At 59.1% G+C, this 16,747-nt stretch carries 17 protein-coding genes; 2 read left to right on the forward strand and 15 right to left on the reverse strand.

Going from position 1 to position 16,747, the window contains the following annotated elements:
- Window positions 1-47 precede the first annotated feature (47 nt).
- Window positions 48-302: a hypothetical protein gene (locus ACYZUA_RS23740; RefSeq protein ID WP_461960840.1), complete on the forward strand. Its 255-nt coding sequence runs from the start codon at window positions 48-50 to the stop codon at window positions 300-302.
- 169 nt (window positions 303-471) lie between these two features.
- Here the strand turns inward: ACYZUA_RS23740 and ACYZUA_RS23745 are convergent, their stop codons facing one another.
- The 10 genes from ACYZUA_RS23745 to ACYZUA_RS23790 form a co-directional block, all read right to left on the reverse strand.
- Entirely contained in the window at window positions 472-1,401 is a 930-nt protein-coding gene (locus tag ACYZUA_RS23745; RefSeq protein WP_461960841.1) for a PfkB family carbohydrate kinase, read from the reverse strand.
- Window positions 1,394-2,860, reverse strand: coding sequence for a purine-cytosine permease family protein (locus tag ACYZUA_RS23750; protein WP_461960842.1), 1,467 nt, complete (start codon window positions 2,858-2,860; stop codon window positions 1,394-1,396). The genes ACYZUA_RS23745 and ACYZUA_RS23750 overlap by 8 nt, the downstream gene beginning before the upstream one ends.
- A 237-nt stretch (window positions 2,861-3,097) precedes the next feature.
- Entirely contained in the window at window positions 3,098-4,096 is a 999-nt protein-coding gene (locus ACYZUA_RS23755) for an ADP-ribosylglycohydrolase family protein (protein ID WP_461960843.1), read from the reverse strand.
- Window positions 4,093-4,806: a GntR family transcriptional regulator gene (locus tag ACYZUA_RS23760; protein ID WP_008152295.1), complete on the reverse strand. Its 714-nt coding sequence runs from the start codon at window positions 4,804-4,806 to the stop codon at window positions 4,093-4,095. The genes ACYZUA_RS23755 and ACYZUA_RS23760 overlap by 4 nt, the downstream gene beginning before the upstream one ends.
- A 299-nt stretch (window positions 4,807-5,105) precedes the next feature.
- Window positions 5,106-6,074 (reverse strand): L-arabinose ABC transporter permease AraH, encoded by a 969-nt coding sequence (gene araH / locus ACYZUA_RS23765; protein WP_150657043.1) that lies wholly within the window; start codon window positions 6,072-6,074, stop codon window positions 5,106-5,108.
- 9 nt (window positions 6,075-6,083) lie between these two features.
- Complete coding sequence (gene araG, locus ACYZUA_RS23770; RefSeq protein ID WP_461960844.1) at window positions 6,084-7,628, reverse strand: L-arabinose ABC transporter ATP-binding protein AraG; 1,545 nt, start codon at window positions 7,626-7,628, stop codon at window positions 6,084-6,086.
- A 65-nt stretch (window positions 7,629-7,693) separates the two neighbouring features.
- Complete coding sequence (locus ACYZUA_RS23775; protein ID WP_461960845.1) at window positions 7,694-8,698, reverse strand: substrate-binding domain-containing protein; 1,005 nt, start codon at window positions 8,696-8,698, stop codon at window positions 7,694-7,696.
- A 121-nt stretch (window positions 8,699-8,819) separates the two neighbouring features.
- On the reverse strand, window positions 8,820-9,638 hold the full coding sequence (locus ACYZUA_RS23780) for an SDR family oxidoreductase (protein WP_461960846.1): 819 nt from the start codon (window positions 9,636-9,638) through the stop codon (window positions 8,820-8,822).
- A gap of 198 nt (window positions 9,639-9,836) precedes the next feature.
- Window positions 9,837-10,712, reverse strand: coding sequence for an SMP-30/gluconolactonase/LRE family protein (locus tag ACYZUA_RS23785; RefSeq protein WP_461960847.1), 876 nt, complete (start codon window positions 10,710-10,712; stop codon window positions 9,837-9,839).
- Window positions 10,713-10,738: 26 nt separating this feature from the next.
- The gene (locus tag ACYZUA_RS23790; RefSeq protein ID WP_461960848.1) at window positions 10,739-11,455 is read right to left on the reverse strand and encodes a FadR/GntR family transcriptional regulator; all 717 of its coding nucleotides are present in this window, start codon (window positions 11,453-11,455) and stop codon (window positions 10,739-10,741) included.
- A 190-nt stretch (window positions 11,456-11,645) separates the two neighbouring features.
- Between ACYZUA_RS23790 and ACYZUA_RS23795 the strand changes: the two genes are divergently transcribed.
- Window positions 11,646-12,518, forward strand: a complete 873-nt coding sequence (locus tag ACYZUA_RS23795) for an esterase/lipase family protein (protein WP_461960849.1) — start codon at window positions 11,646-11,648, stop codon at window positions 12,516-12,518.
- Between the two features lie 57 nt (window positions 12,519-12,575).
- On the opposite strand, the gene ACYZUA_RS23800 is transcribed toward ACYZUA_RS23795, so the two are convergent.
- From ACYZUA_RS23800 to ACYZUA_RS23820, 5 genes are all read right to left on the reverse strand, one after another.
- The gene (locus tag ACYZUA_RS23800; RefSeq protein WP_461960850.1) at window positions 12,576-13,136 is read right to left on the reverse strand and encodes a DUF1285 domain-containing protein; all 561 of its coding nucleotides are present in this window, start codon (window positions 13,134-13,136) and stop codon (window positions 12,576-12,578) included.
- 17 nt (window positions 13,137-13,153) lie between these two features.
- Window positions 13,154-13,762 (reverse strand): DUF4823 domain-containing protein, encoded by a 609-nt coding sequence (locus ACYZUA_RS23805; protein ID WP_461960851.1) that lies wholly within the window; start codon window positions 13,760-13,762, stop codon window positions 13,154-13,156.
- A 99-nt stretch (window positions 13,763-13,861) separates the two neighbouring features.
- Window positions 13,862-14,830, reverse strand: coding sequence for a GTP 3',8-cyclase MoaA (locus ACYZUA_RS23810; protein ID WP_046049083.1), 969 nt, complete (start codon window positions 14,828-14,830; stop codon window positions 13,862-13,864).
- Between the two features lie 140 nt (window positions 14,831-14,970).
- Window positions 14,971-15,609: a TetR/AcrR family transcriptional regulator gene (locus tag ACYZUA_RS23815; protein ID WP_008152317.1), complete on the reverse strand. Its 639-nt coding sequence runs from the start codon at window positions 15,607-15,609 to the stop codon at window positions 14,971-14,973.
- 343 nt (window positions 15,610-15,952) lie between these two features.
- Entirely contained in the window at window positions 15,953-16,738 is a 786-nt protein-coding gene (locus tag ACYZUA_RS23820; RefSeq protein ID WP_033056960.1) for a TatD family hydrolase, read from the reverse strand.
- Window positions 16,739-16,747: the final 9 nt, after the last annotated feature.

Raw genomic sequence — 16,747 nt, forward strand, 5'->3', positions numbered from 1 at the left:
AAGGACTCTAATTAAATGGAACTGTTTACATCCATAAAGAGGTAACCATGAACGCCGATAAAAACCTTGAGAAAGAAGTCCTGACCCGTCTACTGCACGCCCATCCAAGCGGTTTGGGCAAAGAGGTCCTGGACAATTACCGGGGGGAAAGAGTCGTGGCCAGCACCCTCGCCACGCTGCAGGATCGTGGATTGATCCAGCAGGGTCATGTGATCTGCAACGAGACCGGTGAGCACTCGTTGAACTTGCCGATCAAACTCAGTGCCGCAGGGGTGGAGGCGGCGCGCAAGCTGGACGTTTAACAAGACGAATCAGGTCGCAGTCGTGCGCGGCTGCGACCGGGTCAGGTCAGGTCAAGTCAGGATTGATGGTAAATCTTATGGCCTCATCGCGAGCAGGCTCGCTCCCACAGGGGATTTGTATTGTTCACAGATTCAGTGTGGGAGCGAGCCTGCTCGCGATGGCGATAGATCAGACGCCAAAGGTCTTGCTGATTAACCCATCCACCTCGGCAATCCCCGGCGAAGTCGCCGGCCCCCATCGAGTCACCGCCAATGCCGCCGCCGCATTAGCCCGCCGCGCCGCGTCAACCGGTACCAACCCTTGCGCCAACCCGGCCACAAACACCCCGGCATGTGCATCCCCCGCGCCGTTGCTGTCCACCGCCTCAACCTTGAAACCGGGCACATGTTGGCGGTTGCCACGCTGGCTGATCCAGCACCCTTGCGGGCCGTCACGCACCACCATCAACACGTCGGCAGGCAGGTGATCGGCCAACCGCTTCAAGGCCTCGGTAATGTCCAACGCTTCGGTAAATTTCAACGCTTCGACACTGTTGCTGGTCCACAGATCGATGCGCGCCAGCAAGGCTTGCATCAACGGCTCATCCGGCGAATCCACCAGCGGGCCCGGATCGAACACCACGTTGATTCCTCGCGGTAAATCCAGCACCCAATCCAGCAGTGCCTGGGCTTTGCCGCCATGCAGCAGGCTGTAGCCGCTGACGTAAACATAGTCACCCGCCTCGGCCGGCACGCTGGCCAGATCCTCGGCAGTCAGCTCACCTTCAGCACCGATATAGGAAATGAAACTGCGCTCGGCCGAGGCTTCGGTCAACGCGACGCACAAACCCGTATCCCGTTCGGCGCGGTGAGTGATGCCGATCCGAATGCCTTCAGCCTTCATCGCCTCGCGCGCCAGATCGCCGAAACGCCCGGTGCCGTGGCGCCCGAGGTAAACCACCGGCAAACCATTGCGCTGGGCGGCAGCCATCACATTGAAGCCGCCGCCAGCCTCGAAACTGGCGGATTGCGCCAGCACATCGCCGCCCGAATGCGGCAGTTTATCCACGGCCATGACCAGGTCGATCATGACCTGGCCGGTGTGCAGCAATCTAGGCATGAGCGTTCTCGACCAACGCGGCACGGCGATCCCTGGCGCCGCCGAGTACAAAATAAATGCCGCCGGCCACCAGGAACGTCACGATCCAGCCGAGGCCGTTATGGCCCAGCCAGGAGTCGGACAGGAAGCCGCGGAACCACACGGTTTGTTCGGTCGTGCCGATGGTGGTGAAGCTGAAGCCCAGCACGATCGCCAACGCCCACGCACCGAAGGCGCGCCACTCGATACCGCCGCTGTACCAGTAAGCGCTGCTCGGGCTGACGTCCAGCAGGTCTTTGGGGCTGTAGTAATGACGGTGAATCAAGTCGACGACGAAGATCCCGACCCATGCCGTGATCGGCACCGCCAGCAAAGAAATGAAGGTAATGAACGGGCCGTAGAAACTGTCGGCGATCAGCATGAAATAGATCGAACCAGCGAAGATCGCGACGATGTCGACCACCACCGCATACACGCGTTTGACCTTCAAACCGAGGGTCAGCGTAGTCAAACCGGCGGAGTACACCGACAGGTTGTTCGACAGCAGCAACCCGCCGAACGCGGTGATCAGGTACGGCACGGCCATCCAGGTCGGCAGCATGTCGCGGATCGCGATGATCGGGTCGGTGGCCGAAGCCAGGTCATTGTTGCCCACCGACAGCAGGCCGCCGAGGGTGATCAGCAGCACCAGCGGAATCCCCGCACCAAACGCTGCCGACGCCACCAGGCGCACGGCTTTGACGCTGCGGTGCTGGTAGCGCGACATGTCGGCACCGGCGTTGGCCCAACCGATTCCGGTGCCGGCAGCCATGGTACCAACGCCGATGATCATCGCGCTAAGCGGTGCCGGTGTGGCATTGAACACCGCGCTCCAGTCGATGGTGGCGCAGAGGAAACCGCCGACCAGAATGTTCAGCGCACCGAACACGTAGGTTGCCCACTTCTGGATCACCAGCAAGGTGGCGTGACCGAGGCCCGACACCGACAGGGTCAGCAGTACGAAAATCGCAATGAAGATCAACGTCAGCACGGGTGCGCTTTTGGCTTCCACCGGCGAGCCGAACAGGATTGAGCACAGCGACAGCAACACGAACGCGGCGGTGGTGGTGTTGACGGTTTCCCAGCCCAGACGCGACATCAGCGAGACCAGGGTCGGACCGATGTTGCCGCGTACACCGAATATCGCTCGCGACAACGTCAGGCTCGGGGCACGACCACGGCGACCGGCAATGGAGATGATCCCGACCACCGCGAAGGAACCGGCAGCCCCCAGGATCGCGACGATGATCGCCTGCCAGATCGCCAAGCCGCGAAAGGCTACAAGGGTCGCGCCCAGCGGCAGGCCGAGGATGGAGATGTTGGCAGCAAACCAGACCCAGAACAGTTGCAGCGGATGACCGTTGCACTCCGCTTCCGGCACGGGCTCGATGCCACGGGTTTCCAGTTGCCCGGCGCTTTGCCCGGTGTTTGTTGAACTCATGTGAAATGCTCCTGTTGCCTTTGTTGTGGTTGTCGGCAATGACGGAAGACGAAACAACATCCCGGCTGTCCTGGCCAAGTTCGTGCTATCCATTGCGTGGTGAAAAATCAAAGTATGCGGCGCGCCCATCGCGAGCAGGCTCGCTCCCACAGGTACGGTGGATACCTTAAGGTTTGCACTATCCCTTGTGGGAGCGAGCTTGCTCCGGGCGGCGTTCCGACGATGGCGTCAGTGCAATCAGCGCAAGGCCAACAGCCCCTGCACCAACGGTTCCAGCTCCAGATCATTGACCGCTTTGACCTTGTCGATCATCGCCGCCGGCCAACTCTCAAGGCCCAGGCAGGCGCCGAGCATGGCGCCGAGAATCGCCGCGATGGTGTCGGTGTCGCCGCCAAGGCTCGCGGCCATGCACAGCGCTTCGAAGGCGTTCATTTCACCAATGGCCACTTGCTGGGCCAGGGCAAACGAGACCACCACCGATTCCTGTGAAGCCACCGACGTGCCGATCACGTCGTACATCAAATCCGCCAGCAACGCCTTGTCGCTGTCGACACTGATGGTCCGCGCCCAACTGATGCGCGAGGCGATGCGTCCGCCAGCCACCCAGTAACCGTGGCTTTCAGCTTGTTGAGCGATTTGCTGGCCGAGGTTCAACGCCTCGCCCAGGTCCATGCCGTTGATACCGGCCGAGACCACCGCCGCCACCGCCGCCGCACTGGAAATGCCCAGCGTGGTGTTGTGGGTGACCTGGCAAGCCTGCACGACAGCGTTGATGAATCGCTCAGGGTCGGCGACATCCGCCGCGATCCCCACCGGTGTGATGCGCATCGCCGCACCATTGGTGGTGCCGTAGCGCCCCGCTTCTTCCGGTGAGTGGCCGGCGAGGATCATTTCGATGGCACGTTTGGTCGAAGGGCCGAGCAAGTCTTGCGAGCCCTTAGCCTGCATCGCGGCTTCCCATTCGATCAACCGTTGGGCTAGCAGCGACGGTTCGATCCGGCCCTCGCCATCGACCAACAATTGGCCGACCAGAATCGCCTGTTCGGTGTCATCGGTGATCGAGCCTTTGAGCATGTTGGCGGCGATCGGTTGATCGGGGCCCGCGTCCTCGAGGTCAGTGATCTCGCCGAAGCGCACCTTGATCTCGGCACGGCTCAGGGATTGGGTCGGCATGCCCAGCGCATCGCCCAGAGCCAGTCCGTAGAACGCGCCCAATGCACGATTGAGCGCGGTCATTTTGACTCTCCAAACTGCAGGTGCAGGCGAAAATGCACCGGATCGAGCAAGCTTTCGACCTGCTCCATGAAGCGGTTTTGCCGGTCATAAGTGGTGCGCAAGGCCTTGAGGAACACCGTGCCTTCCGGACGGCCGAGCAGTTCGGCGTCTTCGGCGTTCAAGGGTTCGGCGCCGATCCATTGATCGCCGCGCTCGCCGATATAGCCGTAAGCAGCCAGGGTGATGGTTAGGGAGTTGTCGATAAGGCCGACCCGCGGCAGGCTTTCCAGGCCGCCGGTGGCGGGCATCAATGAGCGTTCAAGGGAGACCAGCTTGCCTTCGTTGGAACGACGGCGACGGTCGAGGGTGATGAATTGGTCGGTGCCGAAACGTGGCAACAGGTCAGGACGGGTGACCGCCTCCAGCCGCAGCACTTCGGTATTGATCAGCGCCCCGCTGTCAGCCAGGGCCTGGGCCCAGCCGCTGCGCTGATCGAGCACCACACCGTCGAAGGTAACGATGGAGCCCACCCCGCTTTGCGTCGCGATGTAATTGCGCCGTTTCAACTCAGCCAGGGCTTCGCGCAGCGTGCCGCGGCTGACTTTGAATTCTTGAGCCAATTGATGCTCGCCCGGCAGCAGAAAGCCGTCCTCCATGAGGCCGCTTTCGATGCGCCGGATGAGTTCGTCGACCACCCGTTGTTTCTTGTCAAATCGTACCTGTCTAATCATGTACAAAGTGATAACCGAAACGGGGTTGGCCGAGCAAGGGATATTTTGGGTAGGTGACGGGAGGCGGGATGTTCGGAGGTGTGGTGTCAGATGAATCCACCCCTCACCCCAGCCCTCTCCCCATAGGGGAGAGGGGGAAAGGGAGCAGATCTCCACGCTTTTCAAAGCCTGAGTTCGACTCGATATTTCAGGTCGATGTCACTCGGAAGAATACCTCGGTCGGCCCCCTCGCCCCTCTGGGGCGGTCCGACGTTTCGGGAGGGTTGGGGTGAGGGGTGGTTCTTGAATCCCCCCAAATCTCAACGCTGTTTTAGTCGGTCGATGACAACGGCCAACAGCAAAATCGAACCCCGAATCACATACTGGTAAAACGTATCAATGTTCTTCAGGTTCATAGCATTCTCGATAATCGCCAAAATCAACACCCCGGCAATCACATGCCGGATCATGCCGATCCCGCCGCTCAACGACACCCCGCCCAACACACAGGCAGAAATCACCGTCAGCTCAAAACCCTGGCCAATCATCGGCTGACCGGATGTCATGCGCGACGCCAGAATCACCCCGGCCAACGCCCCTATCAACCCGTGCACGGCAAAGATAATGATCTTGGTCCGGTCAACGTTCACCCCGGCCAGCAGCGCCGCTTCCTGGTTACCGCCGATGGCCATGGTGTTGCGCCCGTAGGTGGTGTAATTCAGCAACCAGCCGAAAAACAGGAAGCAGACGATGGTGATCAGGATCGGCACCGGCACACCCAACAACTGGCCGTTACCGAAAACGAAGAACTGCTCTTGCGACACGCCCACCGCTTTGCCGTTGGCGAAGATGTAAGCCAGGCCGCGAACGATCTGCATGGTCGCCAGTGTGGTAATCAACGCATTGACCCGCAGCTTGGCGATCACGATGCCGTTGATCAACCCGACGATCAGCCCCATGAACAGCGCCGCCACCACACCGAGAAACACGCTGTCGGTGTCGCGCATCACCACCGCCGCGACCACGCCGGCGCAGGCAATCACCGACCCCACCGACAAATCGAAATGCCCGGACGCCAGGCAATACAACATGGTGCACGCGGCAATCCCCGTTGTCGAAATCGCCAGGCCCAGGCCGCGCATGTTCAGCGGCGAAAGAAAGTTGTCGATCAACAAGGTGCAAAGCACGAAGATCCCGACGGCCGCCAGCAGCATCACCCAGTCATCGAGAAACCGCCGCAGGTCCAGAGGTTTGCGCGGGGTTGGCAGTGCGTTGTTTTGGATTGTCATAGTCACCTCTCAGTTCGCCACGCCGTCAGCGCGTTGGCGCGGCAAAGCCAGTTGCAGCAGGTTGGATTCATTGGCCTCTGCGCGAGACAACTCGCCGCGCATCGCGCCTTCGCAGAGCACCAGGATGCGGTCGGAAATACCCATCACTTCCATCAGGTCGCTGGAGACCACGATCACCGCGATGCCGCTGGCGGCCAGGTTGTGGATGATCTGGTAGATCTCGGCTTTGGCGCCGATGTCGATGCCGCGAGTCGGTTCGTCGAGCAGCAGGACTTTCATCGGCATCGACAGCCAGCGGCCGAGAATGGCCTTCTGCTGGTTGCCACCAGACAGGTACATGATTTTCTGCGCCGCGTTGGGCGTCTTCACTTTCAGCGCCTTGATCTGCTTGTCGGCGTTGTCTTTCTCCCACAGGCCACGCAACAGGCAGCCGAAGGTGGAATGGGCACCGCGGGCGCTGATGTTGATGTTCTCGGCGACGCTGGCGAGCGGCAGGATGCCCTCTTTCTTGCGGTCCTCGGGGCACAGCAGAATCCCGGCGGCAATCGCATCGCGGGGTGAACGCAACTTCAGTTCATGGCCGCGCAATTCCAAGCGTCCGGCAGTGTTGCGCTCAAGGCCGCTGAGCATACGGAACAGCTCCGTGCGACCGGCGCCGACCAAACCGAACAGCCCGAGAATCTCGCCTTTGTGCACCTCGAAACTCACTGGCTCACGCAAACCCGGTCCCAGCAAACCGTCAACCTTGAGCGCCACCGCGCCACGCTGACGGTGGCGGTAATCGTAGATGTCCTGAATGTCGCGACCGACCATGCAAGTCACCAGCTGATCGTGAGTCAGTTCGCTCATGTCCTCGAACGTGCGCACAAAGCGACCGTCCTTGAACACCGTCACCGCGTTGCAGATGCGGAACACTTCTTCCATGCGGTGGGAGACGTAAAGCACCACTTTGCCTTCGTCGCGCAGGCGACCGATGATCGCCATCAAACGATCAATTTCCCGTGCCGACAGACTGCTGGTCGGTTCGTCGAACGCGATCACATGCGCCCCACGGGACAAGGCCTTAGCGATTTCCACCAATTGCCGCTGACCGAGGGACAGGCGCCCTACTTTCTCTTGCGGATCGATTTCATCGGCCAGGCCCTTGAGGCAGGCCAATGCCTGTTGCCGCAACGCGCCGCGATTGATCAGGCCGAAACTGGCCGGCAGATGACCGAGGAACAGGTTCTCTGCCACGGTCATTTCCGGGACCAGGTGCAGCTCTTGATGGATCACGGCGACGCCACTGCCGATGCTGTCGGCGGTGGACTTGAAGACCATTGCCTGCTCGCCGATCTGCAGGTCGCCGCTGCTCGGGGTGTAAGCACCGCCGAGGATTTTCAGCAGGGTCGATTTGCCGGCGCCGTTCTCGCCCATCAAGGCGTGAACCTGCCCCGGATGGGCGACGAAGCTGATGCCATCCAGCGCCTTCACCCCGGGAAAGGTCTTGCCGATCCCGTTGAATCGCAAGCTGCCGCCGGCAGTGTGTTGTTGTGTTTTTGATTGCGCGTGCATAACCCACCTCTTCACACAGATCAGGCAGCCCCGTCGCCAGGGCCACCGATGAAATCAACCGGGCCTCAGTTCCAGAGGCCGATCTTTTCCAGTTCCTGCTTGAAGTTCTCGCGAGTAATCAGCGTCACGTCGTCCATCGCGGTGTACTTCGGCGGTTCTTTGCCGGTGGTGACCCACTCGTACATCATGCTGGCGGTGTTGTATCCCTCGATGTGCGGGCTCGGCAGCATCGAGCCGAAGAAGCCGCTGTTGGCCTTCTTCAATTCGCCGATGGCATCGGTGCCGTTGATGCCGATGCCGATCACATTGGCCGCGGCAAAACCGGCACTCTCGGTGGCGCGCACGCCGCCCAGCACGGTGTTGTCGTTCATGCCGCCGATGATCAGGTTTTTCGCCGCGGTTGGCAGTTTCACCAGCGCCGAGTTGGTGGCGTCCATGCTGCCCGGTACGTCGAGGGTTTTCAGTGCCGAGAACAGAATGTGGTCTTTCGGCATGCCGGCGTCTTCCAGCGCTTTGACCGAACCGTCGGTGCGTTTCTTGCCGGTGTCGAGTTCGTTGAAGGTGTTGATCACCGCGTAAGTGTCTTTCCAGTCCCAGCCGCGTTTCTTCGCTTCGGTAGCCATGGCGCTGCCCTGCTTCTGGCCGACTTCGAACGCGGCCATGCCGAGGTAAGGAACGTCTTCCATGAACTTGCCGCTGGCATCGACGAAGCGGTCATCGACGGCGATGACTTTCAAACCGTTGAGCTTGGCCTTGGCCATGATCGCAGGTCCCAGGGACACGTCTGGCGGACAGATCACAAAGCCCTTGGCACCGTTGGCGGCGAGGCTGTCGATGGCCGAGAGGGTTTTCTCGCCGTCCGGCACAGCGATCTTGATGACGGTGAAGCCCTTTTCTTTCCCGGCCTTTTCAGCAAATGCCCATTCGGTCTGAAACCAGGGCTCTTCCGCTTGTTTGACCAGAAAACCGATCTTCACTTCCTCGGCTGCCAGCAACGAACTGCTCAGGCTGACCGCGGTGACCGCCAAAGCGGCACAGCACAGGGAACGGATCCCACGACGACGATTCATAAGCTGACTCCTTGTTATTTTTTTGAGCGTTATTTGAAAGCCAATCAAACTGTGCAGCTAATAGTCATATCGTATGATGATTGGATTTCAGACGTAATTCCACGCCTGAAACCCGATTGACTCAGTCGTGGTACATGACCGAGCGACCGCCATCGATGGTGATGCACGAAGCATTGATAAACGGCGCTTCATCGCTGGCCAGGAAAACAGCGGTCATGGCCACTTCGATCGGCTGGCCAATGCGACGTGGCGGATGCAGATCGAAAGCGCGCTGACGTTCGGCATGCGGGTCGGCAAAACCGTTCCAGTAATCAACGTTCAGCTGGGTTTCGATGTAACCCGGCGCGATGGCGTTGACGCGAATGCCCTTCGGCGCATATTCGATGCCCAAAGCGCGGGTCAGTCCGAGCAGGCCATGTTTGGCCACCGGGTACGGGAAGCAGCCGGGAATGATGTGAGTGGAGTGGGTCGAGGCGATGTTGATGATGCTGCCGATACCCTGCTCGATCATCTGCGGCAATACCGCTTTGCAGCCATACCAGGCGCCGTCCAGGTCGATGGCGAAGCAGCGACGCCAGTCTTCCTCGGTCATTTCCAGCGGATCGCGGAACACGTTGACCCCGGCGCAGTTGACCAGCACGTCGATCCGATCGTGCAGTTCGATCGCCAGTCTGGCCATGGCGTGCAGGTCTTGCTGGTTGGAAACGTCAGCCTTGATTGCCTGAACGTCGAAGCCTTTGTCCCGCCAGTGCACCGCGACTTTTTCAACTTTCTCACCCTGGATATCGCTGATGATCAGCTTGGCCTGCTGGGAAGCGAAGGTCGCGACAATCGCCTCGCCGATACCCTGAGCGGCACCGGTCAGCAGCACGACCTTGTTTTTCAGGCGCTCACCCTTCGGCGGTTCGGGCACTGGTGGCAAGGAAAGAGGTTCAGCCATGGATCAAGACTCCTTTTCGAAGACACGACAAAAGCCGGGCATCTGTCGATGTCCGGTCAAAAGGCTTTTTGGAAAATCGCTGCATCACTTCACCTGTTTTGTTTTTTTAAGTGTGAGTGCGTGTAACTGATGGAGCCGACTATAAACCCGACCGTCAAATAATCTCAATATATAATTTTACATCCCATATTTTGGGACTCACCCAGCAAACCGAGTACAGGTTTTTCCGGGCACTTCGACTCGAATCGACAGCAACGCGCCGTCCAACGGATGGTTGAGCGCGCTCGCGGCGCTGGTGATGTAAAGGGTTTTCAGGTCATCACCCCCGAATACGCAACTGGTGGGGCGGCTGATTGGCAGTTCGATCACGCGATCAACCAGCCCGTCCGGGGTCAGCCTGAGCAGACAACTACCGTCCCAACGAGCGTTCCAGAGGTAACCTTCGGCATCCATCGCCGAGCCATCAGGGCCGCCGCGTTCATGCGGTCCGAACCAGACCCGGGCCGGGTCGAGGTTGCCGTCGGTGCGGATGAAGTACTGATAGAGCGTGTTGTCGAGGCTGTCGGCGAAGTACACGGTGGTTGCGTCTTCGCTCCACAGCAACGTGTTTGGAATGCCCAACCCGCGAAGCAACGGCGTGACCCGAGCATCGCGATCGATGCGAAACAAACCACCGGAACGTCGCACGATGGGCACGTCTTGGCCCTGCTCGCCGATGTTGTTCTGCATAGTGCCGAGCCAGAGCCGGCCCTGAGCATCGCAGCGGGCTTCATTGGCGCGATTGCCAGGTTGTGGATCGGCGACGCAAAGCAAAGTCAGCCCAGGCTCCAGGCCCGGGGAATCCAGATCGAGTCGATACACGCCGCTGTTCAACGTCACCAGCGCGTCGCCGCTTTCGCAGGGGATGAAGGCAGACACGTGCTCGGGCAACTGCCAAATCTGCACGTTGGCGCCAATCAGCCGCAGCGCTTGTTGACCGGCGATATCAACCCAGTACAGCGCCTGGGTCGGCGCGTCCCAGAACGGGCCTTCACCCAGTCGTGCCCGGTGTTCGGTAACCGCAGTCCACATCATGAAAACCTCCTGTTTTCCTATTGTTGTCAGCTGGCCTTTTTGTCGGCCATGACTTGCGGGTAGAAGCGCTTGATGGCCAGGTCGGCGTTATCGATCAGGGTCATGCAGGCCCAGACACCCCGCGCGGCATCACGGGCGGCGATGGCCTCGGCCATGTCTTTGTGAATCGGTAGCGTGCGGCGCAATTCGTCCGGGTCGGCGGCGGACACTTCGAACGACACCGCCAGCAGCGCGCCGAGGGCCGGGACCATTTGTTCGATGAATTGATTGTGGCTGGCAGCGAGGATGCACTCGTGGAAGAACTGGTCGGCGCGGTTGTAATCGACGCCGCTGTCCACTGCCCGCTCCAACGCGTTGTAAGCCTGAAGGATGGCGTGAACCTGCTCGACGGTAGCGCGCTCGCAAGCCCAGCGCACGGCCATAGGTTCGATGGTGCGGCGCAGGTCGAGCAAGTCGTCGACGAAGTTTTCCGGCAAGCCGCTGCGTGACAGCCAGCCTACGACTTGCGGATCGAAGAGGTTCCAGCGACGCACCGGCAACACCCGCGTACCGACCTTGGGCCCGACCTCGAGCATGCCCTTGGCGACCAGGGTTTTGATGGCTTCGCGGATAACGGTGCGGCTGACACCGAGTTGCTCACCCAGGTCGGCTTCGACCTTAAGCGCCTCACCCGGTTTGACCTGGCCCGTGGCGATCCAGCAACCCAGCCAATCGACCGTCGACGCATGAAAACTGCTGGACATGGACACCTCGATTCAGGGACGGCACAAAGCCGTTCGCGATGGGTGTCTACGCTAATCATCATACGATTGAGTGTCAATTTGATTTTACTGTCTGACGGCAGATGGGCGATTTGAACGAACTCGCTTTGTGACCTACGGTTAACCGCGACAGATCAAGCGCAACTAAATTCCGCTATCGACAGGTATAAGCATGAACATGGATGCGTCTACGCAATACCCGATCGTTTTGGTCCACGGCCTTTTTGGCTTCGATAAAATTGCCGGTTATCCCTACTTCTTCGAGATCAAGGAAGCTCTGGAACATGCCGGGGCCAAGGTGTTTGCCGTTAACATTCCAGCCGTTAACGGAAACGAGGAGCGCGGTAAAAAACTGCTCGAACACGTCAACCGTATTTTGCAGGAGACGGGAGCCGCCAAGGTCAATCTGATCGGCCACAGCCAAGGTCCATTGGCTGCTCGTTACGTAGCGGCGTTACACCCGGAAAAGGTCGCATCCGTCACGTCTGTCAGTTGCCCCAATCATGGCTCCGAGATTGCCGACCAGTTGCATAAGGCGCTGACGCCTGGGGAGTTGCCCGAAGTGCTCGTACTCGCACTGTTCAAAGCAGTCGGCACCTTCATTTCGTTGATCAGCGACCATCCGGAAAACCCTCAGGACCCTCAAGCGGCTTTCGAATCCCTGACCAGCGCAGGAATGGCCGCTTTCAATCTCAAGTACCCGCAAGGGCTACCGGAGCATTGGGGTGGGGACGGCAACGAAATTGAAAACGGCGTGTACTACTACTCCTGGAGCGGGATCCTGCAAAACTTTCAAAGTCTGCAACCTCTCGATCCGTCCCACTTGAACTGTATCGTGCTGTCGAAGTTGTTTTATAAAGAGAAACACGCCAACGACGGGCTAGTCGGACAGTACAGCTCGCACCTGGGCAAAGTCATTCGTTCGGATTACCCGATGGACCATTTCGACGCAGTCAATCAAATGGCCGGGATCACGAGTTGGAACGTAAGCCCGGTCCACCTCTATCTTGAACATGCTGCTCGGCTTAAGGAAAAAGGTTTGTAGGCAAAAAATGGCCCTCTTGATAGCAGGCCATTTTCCAGAACGCAGCAACTCGGCGCGTTACGGCTCAAGTCCAATGGGGAAGAACTCGCCACCGCTCCACACGCCTAACCAACGTTGCCCGTCGATCTCGCGGGTTACGGCCAGTTCCACCAGTTGGTAGAACACGTTGCGGTGGATCAGGGCTTCAAGGTTGGTGCGCACATGCACGTAGGGCGCAGGTTCCTGCGTGACCGGGTCGATTACCACACGTATGGGGTGTTCGGTACCGGCCTCGGCGGTCTCGTCAACATTGGTGGTAAAACGCAAGACCTGGGTTTCACCTTCGCCTTCGACCTCCACGGCAATCGCCACGAAGGGCGCATCGTCGACCTTGATGCCGACCTTCTCGACCGGGGTAATGAGGAAGTAATCGTCACCATCGCGGCGAATGATGGTGGAGAACAGCTTGACCATCGGCTTGCGCCCGATCGGCGTGCCCAGGTAATACCAGGTGCCGTCACGGGCGATACGCATGTCGATGTCGCCGCAGAAGTCGGGATTCCACAAGTGGACCGGCGGCAAGCCTTTGGTTTTGGGGATTTGCCCCAACAGATCGTTGGCTTTTTGCGGGCCACTCATGGCGTTCTCCTTTTGAATTACTGGTCGCTGAGCCCCAGCAGGCTGCGCGCGTATTGTTCCAGCGGCGGGCCCATCAGGTCTTCTGGCTTTTTATCGTGGAACGTCAGTAAACCGCCACGACTCTTGATACGTGCAGTATCAATCAAATACTGGGTGCTGGTCTCGATCAACATGATCTGAATCACGCCGCCATCGATACCGAGGCGATCCAGGGCTTCCTGATCGAGCCATTCGTCCGAGTTGCCGATACGGTCATCAGACTTGGCAAACCGGGTATAGAGCAGGTAATGGGCACCGGCGGCACGGGCTTCACCCATGGCTTGATCAAGCCCTTCGGGGGCACGGGCGCGGCGAACCATGGGGAAGTATTCGACAAAACCATCGAAGGCGACTTCGGCAATCACGTTAGGTCGTGGGTAGACAGAACTGCCAGGCGGCACAAAGGCGCCTTGGGCGATATAGACGAATGAGTCCGGTTGAATGCGCAGGTTATTCACACGGCGACTGTCGCTATGGTCGAGCAACCCCGCGTCGCTCATGTGGTAGCGAGTCCCTTCAGCCAGATCGCTGACATTCATGCAGCCACCAAGCGCCAAAACGGCCAGCAGCAAAACCAGGCTACGCATCCTACCCTCCAGAGGCCGGTGACGGAAAACCGGCGAATGGCCATGGGATGCAGCTTCCGCGCCAGCTCGGGATCAGCACCGTCTCGCGATGAGGTTCGATCAGCCGCCGATGATTTTCATGATGGTCGCGCCACCAGAAAATGCCACTTCCTGCTTATCGCCCAAGGCTTTCACCAAGAGTCTTTGCAAGGCGGGCAACGCTTGATGACGGGGCTTGTCCAGCAGGTCGCCGACATAGTGGCGGTTGCTCGACGACAGGCAGCCATGCAGCCAGCCCGTAGAGGACAGACGCAGCCGCGAACAAGTGCGGCAGAAAGGAACGCTTTCGTTGGCGATAACACCGAAGTAGCCCTGCCCCGGAATCTGGTAACGCACGGCGGTGGCGTCTACCGGCGCATCGGCCTGAAGGTATTCGTAGCGCTCGCCGATCAGGCTGAGCAACTGCTGCAGGCTGACAAACTGTTGCAGGAAAGCATTGGAGTCGCTGGCCAGGTGGCCCATGCGCATCAACTCGATGAAGCGAAGCTCATAGCCGCGCTCCAGACAGTAATCGAGTAGCGGCATCACTTGATCGAGGTTCTGCCCACGCAGCGGCACCATATTGACCTTGATCTTCAGGCCGGCGGCGCTGGCTTGATCCATACCGTCAAGCACAGTCGCCAGATCGCCACCACGGGCGATGCTGCGAAAGGCACTGGCATCCAGGGTATCGAGGGAAACGTTGATGCGACGAATGCCGGCATCCACCAGCAGTGGCAGCTTCTTCGCCAGCAGTTGACCGTTGGTGGTCAGGCTGATGTCCGCCAGGCCCATCTGCCCGACGGCGGTCATGAAGGTTTCGAGTTTGGGGCTGACCAGCGGCTCGCCGCCGGTGATGCGCAAACGCTCAATGCCCGCTGCTTCAATCAGATAGGCCACGCCACGCGCCATGGCCTCGGCCGACAACTCATCCTGCGCAGCGACCAACCGCTTGCCATTGGGCACACAGTAGGTACAAGCGTAATTGCAGGCTGAAGTCAGACTGATTCGCAAATTGCGAAAACGCCTGCCTTGACGGTCAACGATCATGGACTACTCCGGCGGGAAGAATATTCGGACCGCTAAAACTTGACTTACAAATCAAGTTTTAGCAAGTCCTATGCCTGAGTATATTCCTGCGGTACTGCGCCACGTAGCGAAATAACGGCGCAATAAAGCAACGGAATGGTTCAGCTGCTCGGAGTGTCGGTATCGCGCTTGCGTTTATTGCCCATGCGCACGCCGATGTCCATCAGGAACTGGAAGAAACCTTCCTGATCTTCCAGCACATTGCTCCAGAACGGCGAGTGATACAACGCCACGGCGCCGTGCACCAGCGCCCAGGAGGCGCAGTAATGGAAGTAAGGCGGTACGTCTTCAAGTTTGCCTTCGCTGATCCGGCCTTTGATCAGCAGGGTCAGGCGTTCAAAGTTCGAGGCGCGGATCTTGTGCAGTTCCTCGACCATTTCCGGCACCTGATTGCCCTTGACCACCTTTTCTTCCAGGCGATCGAACAACCGATAGCGTTGAGGATCGCGCATGCGGAATTCGAAGTAGGCCCGGGACAGGGCTTCCTTGTCCTTGTCGACATCGGCCGAATGCAACAGCTCATTCAAATCGCGCTCGTAATCGAGCATCAGGCGCAGATAGATCTCGGCCTTGGATTTGAAGTGCTTGTAGATCGTGCCTTTGCCGATACCGACGGCATCAGCAATCATCTCGACGGTGACACTGTCTTCACCTTGGTCGAGGAACAGCTTGAGCGCGGTATCGAGAATTTCTTGCTCGCGGCGACGAAACTCACGGACCTTACGAGGTTCTTTATGCATAAGAAAAGGTCTGTTGGGGGTCAAAATTCGAAGCCGCGTATTATGCCTAACTTGCGCAAAAATGCACGGATCATCCGACCATATATGTGTTTCTTGATGAATTCCGGCCGCTTCGCAGATTAATGAGAACTCAACCGAAGCGCCCGTATTCCAAATTTGTTTAAAAACTGGCGCCGGTAAACTGGACTCGGCGCAATACTGATCAATACTTCAACTGTCGGCGGGACATCTCCCCCAAGTGTTGCGCCGATATAGGTACCAACGGACCGTGTACCTTTGTTTTACTCCTAATGGTCTTAACCCGGATTCACCCCCCAGAACCCGGGTTTTTTTTGCCTGCGATTTAACCTTTCACATGCGCCAGCGGAAACAGTCGCTTGAAATTCTCGGTGGTTTGCTCAGCAAACCGCTCGTAAGGCTCACCTCGCAACATTGCCAGAAATTCCGCTACATCGCGCACGTACTGCGGCAGGTTCGGCTTGCCGCGATGAGGGATCGGCGCCAGGTAAGGCGAGTCGGTTTCCACCAGCAATCGGTCAGCCGGCACTTTACTGGCTACGTCACGCAGAGCGTCGGCATTGCGGAAAGTGACAATCCCGGACAAGGAAATGTAATACCCCATGTCCAGCGCCGCTTTGGCCATGTCCCAGTCTTCGGTGAAACAATGCAGCACGCCCGCCTGGGGCAGTGCCGCTTCGCGCAACAGGTTCAACGTATCGGCGCGGGCACCCCGGGTGTGGATGATCACCGGTTTGCCCGTCTGCTGCGCCGCTTGCAGATGCAGGCGAAACGACTCCTGCTGCAACTCCGCCGCTTCCGGCTCGTAGTGGTAATCCAGACCGGTTTCACCAATCGCCACCACACGCGGGTGGTTGAGCTCGCGCAACAGCCAATCCAGTGCCGGCGCAGCGCCCGGTTGCACATCCAGCGGATGCACGCCGACCGAACAGTCGACGTCGTCGTAGCGTTCAGCCAGGGCTTTGACGTCGGCGGCATTCTCGACGCTGACGCCGATACACAGAAAGTGCCCTACCCCGCGCAGACGGGCCGCATCAAGTGCGGCATCCAGGGAGCCGTCGTGGGCGGCGAGGTCAAGGCGATCAAGGTGGCAATGGGAATCTACGAGCATAAAAGGGCT

The organism is Pseudomonas sp. LS2P72 (assembly GCF_054897865.1).

Bases quoted from the DNA above. Each gene is read 5' to 3' on its own strand.
- ACYZUA_RS23740 (WP_461960840.1), top strand. From the start codon at position 48: ATGAACGCCGATAAAAACCTTGAGAAAGAAGTCCTGACCCGTCTACTG.
- ACYZUA_RS23745 (WP_461960841.1), bottom strand. From the start codon at position 1,401: ATGCCTAGATTGCTGCACACCGGCCAGGTCATGATCGACCTGGTCATG.
- ACYZUA_RS23750 (WP_461960842.1), bottom strand. From the start codon at position 2,860: ATGAGTTCAACAAACACCGGGCAAAGCGCCGGGCAACTGGAAACCCGT.
- ACYZUA_RS23755 (WP_461960843.1), bottom strand. From the start codon at position 4,096: ATGACCGCGCTCAATCGTGCATTGGGCGCGTTCTACGGACTGGCTCTG.
- ACYZUA_RS23760 (WP_008152295.1), bottom strand. From the start codon at position 4,806: ATGATTAGACAGGTACGATTTGACAAGAAACAACGGGTGGTCGACGAA.
- araH (WP_150657043.1), bottom strand. From the start codon at position 6,074: ATGACAATCCAAAACAACGCACTGCCAACCCCGCGCAAACCTCTGGAC.
- araG (WP_461960844.1), bottom strand. From the start codon at position 7,628: ATGCACGCGCAATCAAAAACACAACAACACACTGCCGGCGGCAGCTTG.
- ACYZUA_RS23775 (WP_461960845.1), bottom strand. From the start codon at position 8,698: ATGAATCGTCGTCGTGGGATCCGTTCCCTGTGCTGTGCCGCTTTGGCG.
- ACYZUA_RS23780 (WP_461960846.1), bottom strand. From the start codon at position 9,638: ATGGCTGAACCTCTTTCCTTGCCACCAGTGCCCGAACCGCCGAAGGGT.
- ACYZUA_RS23785 (WP_461960847.1), bottom strand. From the start codon at position 10,712: ATGATGTGGACTGCGGTTACCGAACACCGGGCACGACTGGGTGAAGGC.
- ACYZUA_RS23790 (WP_461960848.1), bottom strand. From the start codon at position 11,455: ATGTCCAGCAGTTTTCATGCGTCGACGGTCGATTGGCTGGGTTGCTGG.
- ACYZUA_RS23795 (WP_461960849.1), top strand. From the start codon at position 11,646: ATGAACATGGATGCGTCTACGCAATACCCGATCGTTTTGGTCCACGGC.
- ACYZUA_RS23800 (WP_461960850.1), bottom strand. From the start codon at position 13,136: ATGAGTGGCCCGCAAAAAGCCAACGATCTGTTGGGGCAAATCCCCAAA.
- ACYZUA_RS23805 (WP_461960851.1), bottom strand. From the start codon at position 13,762: ATGCGTAGCCTGGTTTTGCTGCTGGCCGTTTTGGCGCTTGGTGGCTGC.
- ACYZUA_RS23810 (WP_046049083.1), bottom strand. From the start codon at position 14,830: ATGATCGTTGACCGTCAAGGCAGGCGTTTTCGCAATTTGCGAATCAGT.
- ACYZUA_RS23815 (WP_008152317.1), bottom strand. From the start codon at position 15,609: ATGCATAAAGAACCTCGTAAGGTCCGTGAGTTTCGTCGCCGCGAGCAA.
- ACYZUA_RS23820 (WP_033056960.1), bottom strand. From the start codon at position 16,738: ATGCTCGTAGATTCCCATTGCCACCTTGATCGCCTTGACCTCGCCGCC.